The sequence below is a fragment of the Streptomyces sp. NPDC001220 genome, assembly GCF_053597895.1.
The window spans coordinates 16,327-25,348 of the sequence record NZ_JBSFJE010000034.1 but is presented as its reverse complement, the minus strand read 5'-3'; the positions used below and the strand labels follow the sequence as shown (position 1 = coordinate 25,348).

8 protein-coding genes are annotated in these 9,022 nt (G+C 69.6%); 4 read left to right on the top strand and 4 right to left on the bottom strand.

Features of this window, described 5'->3' with window-relative positions; all coding sequences use genetic code 11:
* Positions 1–247 precede the first annotated feature (247 nt).
* Together ACWDGI_RS42710 and ACWDGI_RS42705 are read right to left on the bottom strand one after the other, a co-directional pair.
* A complete protein-coding gene (locus tag ACWDGI_RS42710; protein ID WP_450768450.1) occupies positions 248–1,678 on the bottom strand; it encodes a hypothetical protein in 1,431 nt (476 codons plus the stop codon).
* Between the two features lie 780 nt (positions 1,679–2,458).
* Entirely contained in the window at positions 2,459–2,875 is a 417-nt protein-coding gene (locus ACWDGI_RS42705) for a DUF6233 domain-containing protein (RefSeq protein WP_450768449.1), read from the bottom strand.
* An 88-nt stretch (positions 2,876–2,963) separates the two neighbouring features.
* On the opposite strand from ACWDGI_RS42705, the gene ACWDGI_RS42700 reads away from it, so the two are divergent.
* Complete coding sequence (locus ACWDGI_RS42700; protein WP_450768448.1) at positions 2,964–3,968, top strand: DNA polymerase Y family protein; 1,005 nt, start codon at positions 2,964–2,966, stop codon at positions 3,966–3,968.
* A gap of 194 nt (positions 3,969–4,162) precedes the next feature.
* Here ACWDGI_RS42700 and ACWDGI_RS42695 read toward each other — a convergent pair whose 3' ends face one another.
* The gene (locus tag ACWDGI_RS42695) at positions 4,163–5,059 is read right to left on the bottom strand and encodes a replication-relaxation family protein (RefSeq protein ID WP_450768447.1); all 897 of its coding nucleotides are present in this window, start codon (positions 5,057–5,059) and stop codon (positions 4,163–4,165) included.
* A 481-nt stretch (positions 5,060–5,540) separates the two neighbouring features.
* Here ACWDGI_RS42695 and ACWDGI_RS42690 point away from each other — a divergent pair, with 481 nt between their 5' ends.
* The 3 genes from ACWDGI_RS42690 (at position 5,541) to ACWDGI_RS42680 (ending at position 7,718) form a co-directional block, all read left to right on the top strand.
* Positions 5,541–5,888 carry a hypothetical protein gene (locus ACWDGI_RS42690; RefSeq protein WP_450768446.1) on the top strand — a complete coding sequence of 116 codons (348 nt, stop codon included), beginning with the start codon at positions 5,541–5,543 and terminating at the stop codon, positions 5,886–5,888.
* Positions 5,889–6,226: 338 nt separating this feature from the next.
* The gene (locus ACWDGI_RS42685) at positions 6,227–6,778 is read left to right on the top strand and encodes a lamin tail domain-containing protein (RefSeq protein ID WP_450768445.1); all 552 of its coding nucleotides are present in this window, start codon (positions 6,227–6,229) and stop codon (positions 6,776–6,778) included.
* Between the two features lie 271 nt (positions 6,779–7,049).
* On the top strand, positions 7,050–7,718 hold the full coding sequence (locus tag ACWDGI_RS42680; protein WP_450768444.1) for a hypothetical protein: 669 nt from the start codon (positions 7,050–7,052) through the stop codon (positions 7,716–7,718).
* A gap of 256 nt (positions 7,719–7,974) precedes the next feature.
* Here the strand turns inward: ACWDGI_RS42680 and ACWDGI_RS42675 are convergent, their stop codons facing one another.
* Entirely contained in the window at positions 7,975–8,490 is a 516-nt protein-coding gene (locus ACWDGI_RS42675) for a hypothetical protein (RefSeq protein WP_450768443.1), read from the bottom strand.
* Positions 8,491–9,022: the final 532 nt, after the last annotated feature.

The following is a 9,022-nucleotide window of genomic DNA, read 5'->3' as shown; positions in this document are numbered from 1 at the left end:
CTCCAACACCGCCCCGACGGCCTGGGCGACCGGCATGCGCTGCTTGAGCACGGTTCCCCAAACCTGGGGAACCGGCCCACTCGGCTCAGCCCCCGAGGCCATGAAAGCGACCCGGCCTGATCGCAAGCGATTCACCACACTCCCAGAACCGATCCATGATCACCGCCGTAGTCCGAGCAACTGACGAAGATCTGCGACCGGACCGCGCAAGTGTTGCGCGAGGCTGGTACTCACCTGACGCGGAAGGTCAGCCCAAAGCCTTGTAGCCCGGGGGCGGAAAAACAGACAAGAACCAGTGGACAACCGAGTCCCCCCAGTTACCGATGGGACCGAAGGCCTGCGGGTAGACCAGGCTGACTACCACCACTGGCACTGACGCCAACGCGGCGACAACAGTGAGCGTGGTGCTGATCTTGTTGTCCTCGCTCAACTCCGCAAGCCAGGCGGCGACGATTGCGCCAGCGACTGCGAGAGTTACCGCCGCGAGGAGCACCAGAAACACAGCCAACATGGCGATGCCTGCACCCCCCGGATTCGGATGCATCCTTCGTGCGCGCATGAACGCGGTGGCATAGGCGGCGAGAGCCCAGTCCGCCAGCAAAGCTGCAACGATGCCGACACTCAGGAGCAGGACGTGAAGGGTCGCCTGCCAACTTCGGCGCCACAGATCGCGCGTGAGGGCCCTCTGGCACAGCTCCCGCACGGGGACCAGCCGCTCAATCATTCGAACTTTGCGTCGCCTGGCCTGTCCTGGGGCGGCGCGCGGCCCGCTGAGCGCCGGCTCGGCTCCCTCGCCGGAGAGACCTTCCTCCGCTGCCGACTGGGTACACGTTTCCTGATCAGCACCGTTATCCGCGTTGTCCGCGCGGACAACCTCTCCCTCCACGACGTTCGGCGACTCGGGAGGTACCGCGTCGGCGGTCACCCCCAACCGCTGCTTGGCGGTGACCCTGTTCTCCTCATACTCGTCGAGTCTCTCGATGGCCACCTCGACGAGGAGTCGGGACTCCTGCCATAGGGCCCTCCTTGGTTCCTCCCGGGCTTCGCCGGTGTCTCGCGATGAGCTGTCGTCGTCCTGGAGCGACGTCTCCTCCGCTGGCGCCGCGCGGGCCGCTTCAGCCAGGGCAATCTCGTATTCCGCAGCCTTCTGCCCAGCCGTTAGGCGCAGGTTCTCGGCTTCCTCGCGTTCGTCCCTCGCCCGGCGCAAACCCTCCTTGACCTCTGTGAGCACGGTCTTGGTGTTGCTCAACTCCTCTTCAACAACCTTCGTGGGCTGCTTCGAGGCGAGGGCTTGGGTAAGTTCCTGCTCCAACTCGCTGCAGCGCCGTGTCAGCGAACCGACCGAGTTCAGAAGCATGTAGATAAGGCTGGTGGTACCGGTCAGGGCTTTCTCGGCTGCGAGCTGTCCTCTGCGGGCGTCGTCCAGCCGTAGTTGCAGTTCGATGGCAGTGCCGGCGGGCCGGTCGGCACGGGCCACGATGCCGGCTACTGCAGCAGCTTCGGCTTCCTTCAGCAGCTCTTCTCCCTGCTGCTGGTTCATCGCACGGGACGGAGGGTCGACAAGAGCCTTGACCAGGTCAGCGATCAGGTACTTCGGGATCAGCTTGCTGCCGTTACGGAACTCGCTCCACTGGTTGCGGCCGTAGGGGAACCGCTCCTGCAACTCGCGGAGCGTCAAGTCTCCTGTGAGCTTGCGTAGCCAATCGGCGAGCGCATCGGCTTCAGGGGTCTCCCCCTTCAGGGGCCCAGGCGGCCGACCCCCACTTCGTCCCGGCATCCAGTCCCCCCTGTCCGTGATGTCCTCGACTTTCCCGCGCTGTGACCTGCGGAAGCAACATCGACCGCCAGACGGACAATCAGAACATCCTGCAGCCTGGCCTTCCAATGGATCGTCACACTCGGAAGGCACCCAAAATGCGTTCACACAACCGCCTCGACTCGGCGGTCTTCATCGCAATCCTTACCGCAGGAGTCGTACTGCTTCTCCTGGGAGTGCCGACCAACTCCCTCGCCACCGTCTGCGTTGCATTGTCGGGCCTCTACGGAGCCTGGACAGGTAACCGACCCGCACCCCGGCCTCCTGACGGCGATGAGCCTTCCACTGCGCCCCCCACGCACCACGATCTGCCCTGAAGCCACATGGAGTGGGCGGAAGCCCTCAAGCGCTGCAGAGTCCCCAGGAGGCTGGACGGACCCATCCGTTCCGCGAGCAGCCCGCGGAGACCGGACCGCGCTGGTGTTGCGCGAGGCCGTACCTGGCTGACATCGCGACCACAGACGGCAGGCTGGCATGCACCCTCTGATGCACGGCCGCTCCGGCCGCTGCCGGCCGCCAGAGCGACTCCTCAGCGGCATAGAGAAGCGGTCGCGCCGCAAGGTGAGGGAAGGACCTAGGCTGAGAGGGCTCGGGGCCTGTGATGGAGGTCTGCCATGCCCCGCAGCATCTGGTCCGGTGCGATCAGCTTTGGTCTGGTGACAGTGCGATGACGGCGTGGCCGCCGGGTACGGCGTGCGCGAGGTCACCGGCTAAGTCGACGATGTGCAGGGAGGTGTCCGGGCGGCAGATCGGGCAGGCCGGCACCCCGTCGGTGGTGAGGAGGCGGCGGGCGTCGTCCTGGCCGACCGGCTGTGTCCGGGGGCCGGCCATGCCGCAGTCGCCGACGTGCACGGCCAGTGGATGCCCTGTGGCGCGGGCGAGTTCGAGGATCCAGTCCGGCGCCGGCGGGCGGCGCGCCCGGCCGCGGTCCTCTTCGGCCTGCCGCTGCCGCAGGTCGGCGGCCTTGCGGTCGATGCGCTCCAGCCACATGGCATGCCAGATCCGCAGCGTCTGGAGCCGCTCCAGGTCGTCCGGGAGATCCCGCAAGTTGTCGAACATGTTTTTGATTCTAGGCGCGCTACCGTGACCTCCGCTGTCGCGTGTTCGATTTTCTGTTCGATACTGTGGCGAGGGAGGTGAGCGCTGGATGCGTGCGGAGTCGACGGGGCGTCGGTCGGGTGTGGTGATGCATGTGCGCTGCCCGGACCGGCTGTCGGAAGAGGGCTACCGGCAGGTCCTGGAGCAGCTGGCGGAGCTGTCGCCGGTGGTGCAGGCCCTGCCGCCCACGGCGGCCCTGGTGGACCTGCGCGGGGCGCTGCGCTACCACGGTGTGACCGCCTCCCATCTGGGGGAGATCCTGCGGCTGCGGACGGTCTCCCGCTACGGCGTCGACGTCCGCGTCGGCATCGGCCCGACCATCACCGTCGCCGCGACCGCCTCCGCGCAGGTCCCGCACCCCGGCGGGGTCCTGACCGTCGAGGGCGCCGACGCCGCCGACTGGCTTGCCCTGCTCCCGGTGGAGGACCTGCACGGCATCGGCCCCCGTCAGGCCGCCGCCCTCCACCGCTACGGCGTCAACCGGGTCGGCCTGCTCGCCGCACTGCCGGCCGCGACCGTGCAGCGCCTGCTGGGGAAAGCCGGCCGCACGGCCGTCGACCGGGCCCGCGGCATCGACCCCCGCACCGTCACCCCGCAGCGCCTGCCGGCCTCCGTCAGCGTCCGGCACCGGTTCCCCCACGACGTCCTCGATGGCGCCACGGCACGCTCGGCCCTGCTCGGCCTGGTCGTACAGCTCGGTGCCGAGCTGCGCCGCCGCGCGCAGGCCGCGCGCGCTCTCACGCTCACGCTGACGTTCGCCGGCGGACCGGCATGGGAGAAGACCCGCCGCCTGGCCGAACCGTCCGGCCACGAGGACGACCTGCGCCGGCTCACCTACCAGATCATGGACGCCGCAGGCCTGCAGCGGGGCCGGCTGACCGGTCTCGCACTGCGCGGCGAGGACCTGGTCGACAGCGACCAGGTCGCTGAACAGCTCAGTCTCGACGCCGCCCGGCAGGCACGGCTCGCTGCTGAGGGGGCGGCCGACCGGATCCGGGAACGTTTCGGGCCCGGCGCGATCGGTCCGACCGCCACCTACCGGCCGGCATCCTGACTACGAACGGCTTCCTCAACGCTTGGAAGCCTCTGACCTGGGCGCTCATCACGCTCCTGACCCGCATGACTCAACCGGGCAGACCAACATGGTGGGGTCGCTCCCGCTGAGTGGTGATGGTAGGGGCTGGCCCGCGGCCCCGACCACGGCTCCTGACCACGTACTGCTCACCCCGACCACGGCTGGTCAGCGTGCTACGGCTGCCGATGTCCCGGCTCGGTCCAGCCAACTCGACGGTCGGGGTCGTGGACAGGACGCCACACGGGTGCGGAGGGGCCGTGGTGGAGCAGGTCGCCCAGCGGTGCTGCGAGCACGGGGACGTCGTACGGGAAGCGGGCCAGCAGCCCGGCCCCCGCGCGCAGGGCACCGATCCGGTTCTCCACACCGGCGGGTCCGGTGCCGTCCAGGACGAACAGGACGCGAGGGAACAGCGGGTAGCGCCGCCGCCACTCCTCCACCGCCGGTTCCTGGACGGTCGGCCGGCGCCCGGGGACCACGGGCACGTAGCGGTAGAGGCGTTCGTACGCGGTGAGCTTGGCGGCCAGGCGTTCGGGGCCCATGGTGGCCCGGTCGACTTCCACGAACGCCCGCAGCATCGACCCGTTGTCGCCGTCGGCGGGGCCGCGCCGGTAGTACAGGAGCGCGTCAGGGATGACGGCCTCGCCGCTCCCGATCGGGTGGTGGACCTCGGGGATCCAGTCCAGCGGCCGGCACACATCGCCATGCCGGCGGGCGTCCTCGAGGAAGGCGAGCGCGGTCTCGGTCACGGTCAGCGTGTGGCCGGCCTTCAACCGCACGGCGGTCGGATCGGACACCGTCCTGGAGGGGCGGTGCCCGCGCAGCTCAGGCCACTCGCAGGCGAGCTGCACGCCGTACGCGGTGGGGAACCACACCCGCATCCGTCCGGCCTGCGGCAGGGTGATGCGATCGACCAGCCCCTCCTGGCGTAGTCGGGCCAACCGCCGCCGGGTCTGCTCGATACGCACCAAGGGTGCAATCACCCGTTGCATCTGCTCGGTGGTGGCCATCCGGTACTGCGCCAGCACGCCCAGCGCCATCCGGTCCCCGCTGCCCACGTCCACGCCGATCATCACGGATCCGCTCGCTTCCCATCCGGTGCGGCACCGGCCCGCCCGGCGCCGCGCACCGAGTCACAGCAGCAGCCGGCCCCGACCAGACCATCGACCGTGAAGGCCCGACCACGGTCACGAAGCGACAACACCTCCGTGGACCTGGCCCACATCCCCACCCACAACCCGTCCGACAATCGGCCGCACCCCCTGCCGCACCTGCCCACGAACCCGCAGGTCACCACGCTGCCCCTGCCGTGGTCGGGCGGCCGACATCCCCTCTACGCCCCCGAGTCCACGCCCCACAGCAGGAAGAACAGAGAAGTGAGTGGGTGGGACAGGCCTCGGGCGGCGGGCGAGGGGCGGCCGCGCAGGTGCCACCGTTGCGCGCGACGGCAGCCCCGCGCGCGGTGCCGGGCAGAAAAGCTGCCCGGCCGGCTCCTGCGGGTGATCTACGAGAGGCGGCCGTGACCGGTCTGCCCGGGGCGGGAGTTGATCGCGTATGCACCTGCCCCGACGTCTGCTCACCACGGCGGCCGCCGTCACCGCCGTCCTTGCGACCGCCCTGTCGGCTGCTCCGCGAACCACGGCGGCCGCGGCCGCGCCGTGCACGTCGACCTGGAAGGCCGTCCAGCGCGTTCCCGTGCGCAAGCCGGCGTGGAACGAGGGCCCGGTCGCGACGACGCGTTCGCCGATCGTGCGGTACCTGCGCCGGGGCGAGCGGGTGCCCTCGTGTGTGCTCGCGGTGGGCCGGGGCGGCTGGTCGCAGTACCGCGAGTGCGGCGGCGGAAGCCTGTGGCGGATCGTGCCCGGAGGGCAGGTGCCCGCACGCTGCCTGGAGAGGACATGAGTTCAGCGGCTGTTACGCACTTTCAGGTGACGGCCCCGCCCTGGAGGAGGCGTTGAGGCAGCGGTCCGTCCCGGCGATCCCGCTACGGTACCGGGATTTACGGGTGACGTTCCGTCAAACTTGTGCATTCGCCGCATGCATGGATGTTGCAGGCGAGAGTCATAGAAATATGCAGGATCTGTCACGACCTTCGTGTGTCCGACACATCGTCTCCGCTTCGTGGGCAAGGTGTGGGTGTGCGGCCGACCCGGCCGCCGACCCGCACAACACACCCCGGCTGGCCTGCGGCTTTCCTGCTGCAGATGCCGGTGGTGTCCGGCCCCGAGAAGGGGGACCTCGTGTCCGTTTCTGTGACCGCTCGCCGTCTGACCGCCGCTGCTGCCGTGGCTGCTGCTGCCGTGGGTGCGCTGGCGTTGCCCGCTGCGGCCGCCGGCCAGCCCGCCGCCCGTCCGCACGACCGGGCGGTGGTGATCAGCGCCGTGCAGTACGACTCCCCGGGCCGGGACGACCGCTCGAACTGGTCGCTGAACAAGGAGTGGGTGGACGTCACCAACACGTCCCGTCGTGCGGTGTACCTGGACGGCTGGACGCTGTCCGACGAGGCGGGGCACACCTACACCTTCGACCGTTTCCGCTTGGACGGCCGTGCCACCGTCCGGGTCCACACTGGTGAGGGCCGCGACCGCTTCGCCGACGTCTACCAGGACCGCCGCAACTACGTGTGGAACAACGATTCCGACACCGCGACCCTGCGCAACGACCACGGCCGCTTCATCGACGACGCCTCCTGGGGCCACCACCGCGACCACCGGGACGGCGACCACCGCGGTGACCACCGGGACGGCGGCGACCGCGACCACCGCGGTGACCGTGATGGCGCGCGTCACTGACCGACACGGTCCCGCGTGCCGGTGACCGTCCGGCCCGGCACACCTCAGCCCGGCAGCCGTTGGCGTGCCGCTCACCTCGAGCGGCACGCCAACGGCGTACACAGACCCGGGGCCCGCCCGCCCCGGGGGCAGGGGACGTCGGCGCCTCGGCTGGCCCGCCGTGCGCCCCGGCAGTTGACTCTTGTGCTCCTACCAGCACCCCCTGCCCGGCGTGCGGGATTGCCGGTAGGGCAGCATCTGCTCGACTGTCACCTGCCCGTGAGGGGTCGTCATGCCGTCTTTCCGCCCTGCCGCCGCGCCCGCGCTGCTGACCTGTCTGCTGCTGGCGGGCTGTTCGTCCGTCTCACTGGGCACGTCGGACCCGTTCTCGTCCGGTGCTTCGGCGCCGGAGGCGTCCGGGTCGGGTGCCGCGGGCGCAGAGCATGCGATCGCGGTCGGCGCTGGCCCGCAGAAGAAGTACACGGTGCAGCAGCAGCCGGCCACCGGGTCGTGCCACTACCGGTACGAGAAGGGCGAGCCGCTGGAGGACCCGGCCTGTACCCCGGGCGCGATCTCCCCGGCCGTCACCCAGGCCAACCTGAAGACGACGATCTGCCGAAAGGGCGGCTACACCTCCGGTATCCGGCCCTCCACGTCGGTCACGGGCAAGGAGAAGCAGCTGAACGCCGCCTCCTACGGCTACAAGGGCGCCATGAGGGATGCCGAGTACGACCACCTGATCAGCCTTCAACTCGGCGGTGACCCCAACGACTACCGCAACCTCTGGGTCGAGCCGGCCGACCCGGGCCACCGCCAGGGCTCAGGTGTCAACAACAAGAAGGACCCGGTGGAGACCAGGCTGCACACCGCCGTGTGCGCCGGCAAGATCACCCTCGCGCAGGCGCAGCGGGCGATCGTCACCGACTGGACGACGGCGCTCGCCACCCTGGGCATCAGTTGACGCGGGATCCGGCCGGCCGTACGGATGTGGTGCGGGGACGTACGTGCACCGTCCTTCCCGGCACTGCGCGGCTGTCGCCGGCGTTCTGACGCCCTCCGGGCTCCCCCTGACGACGTTCAAGGGGCTTGGAGACGCTCACCGCGGCGTACAACGCGAGCCGTCAGAGATCCCCGTGTTTCCCGAAGCGGCTCCACGATCGCCCGCACGGGCGGGACATCCAGCACATGTGGCCTGGATGTCCCCGCGGTTGGCAGGGTCAGCCGATTCCGGTGACCTGCAGGGCCGTGGTCCAGTTGTTCTTGATAGCGCTGCGCGCGGCGGACAGGGTGACGGTGCCGGCGCAGACAGCGTTCTTCAGCTTCGTCTCCACTCCGTCCTTGGAGTGCGCGGTCTGGGAGCCGGAGTAGGGCTCGGGCCACAGGTTGCCGGGGTCGCGGGGCGCGCCGCCGAGTTCGAGGGGGACGAGGTGGTCTTCCTCGTAGTCGGCGATGTTGGTGTCGGAGTAGCCGTAGTCGATGATGCCCTGGGCCTTGAGGGGGTTGGTGTAGGACGTCGGGGGACGGACGGTGGCCGTCCAGCCGGACACACAGATGGTGCTGTGGATGTTCGACTGGGTGACGTCCGAGTTGTAGGCGCCGGGTGTGCAGGAGGAGTCGGGCAGCGGCAGGTACGCATGGGAGCAGGTCGAAGCGTGGGCGGTACCCGTCGCGGCGATGATCAGACCGCCGGCCGCGAGGGCCAGGGCGCTGGTGGTGGCGGTGAAGCGGCGCATGTGGGTTTCTCCCGCAGAGTCGGCCCGGACAGTGGAGTGCCGGGCGGCTGACGGAATGACACCACCACCTGGATCTATGCGAGTAGATCCGTCGAGTGAACAAGAAGCGACCTGCGCAATCCTTACCTGGGCCTGACGAGACCTTTTCGCATTTCCGTGTTTCGTCGCAGGTTTGGGCGTCGCACCCCGCCAAGAGCGGTTGCTGGGTGGCGAGCACCCCGGCCCGCTCACGACGCGTGACAACCTTGCCGCCCCCTACCGGCAGGCGCGGCGCACTGCTGAGGCCATCGCGATCGACGAACAGATGGTCGCCGACCATGAGCGGTTGCGAGAGGGCCGCGAGCACCGGCGGCCCGGTCGTCTCCGCGCGCCCGCTTCGCGTTCCGCCGCGCCGGGAGCGAAGTAGGCGGTATGGGCGCCAGACCGGCGCGCGGTTCCGCTCGCAGACTGCGTGCAGCATCTAGGTTCTCGTCTGAGCGCTGCCGCTGTCGGTCTCTCCTTGCCAGTGGGCGAGTTCGGTTCGTGTCGTGAG

Coding starts and splice junctions, on each gene's coding strand:
- ACWDGI_RS42675 (WP_450768443.1), bottom strand. CDS start 8,490: ATGCGCCGCTTCACCGCCACCACCAGCGCCCTGGCCCTCGCGGCCGGC.
- ACWDGI_RS42695 (WP_450768447.1), bottom strand. CDS start 5,059: ATGATCGGCGTGGACGTGGGCAGCGGGGACCGGATGGCGCTGGGCGTG.
- ACWDGI_RS42700 (WP_450768448.1), top strand. CDS start 2,964: ATGCGTGCGGAGTCGACGGGGCGTCGGTCGGGTGTGGTGATGCATGTG.
- ACWDGI_RS42690 (WP_450768446.1), top strand. CDS start 5,541: ATGCACCTGCCCCGACGTCTGCTCACCACGGCGGCCGCCGTCACCGCC.
- ACWDGI_RS42705 (WP_450768449.1), bottom strand. CDS start 2,875: ATGTTCGACAACTTGCGGGATCTCCCGGACGACCTGGAGCGGCTCCAG.
- ACWDGI_RS42680 (WP_450768444.1), top strand. CDS start 7,050: ATGCCGTCTTTCCGCCCTGCCGCCGCGCCCGCGCTGCTGACCTGTCTG.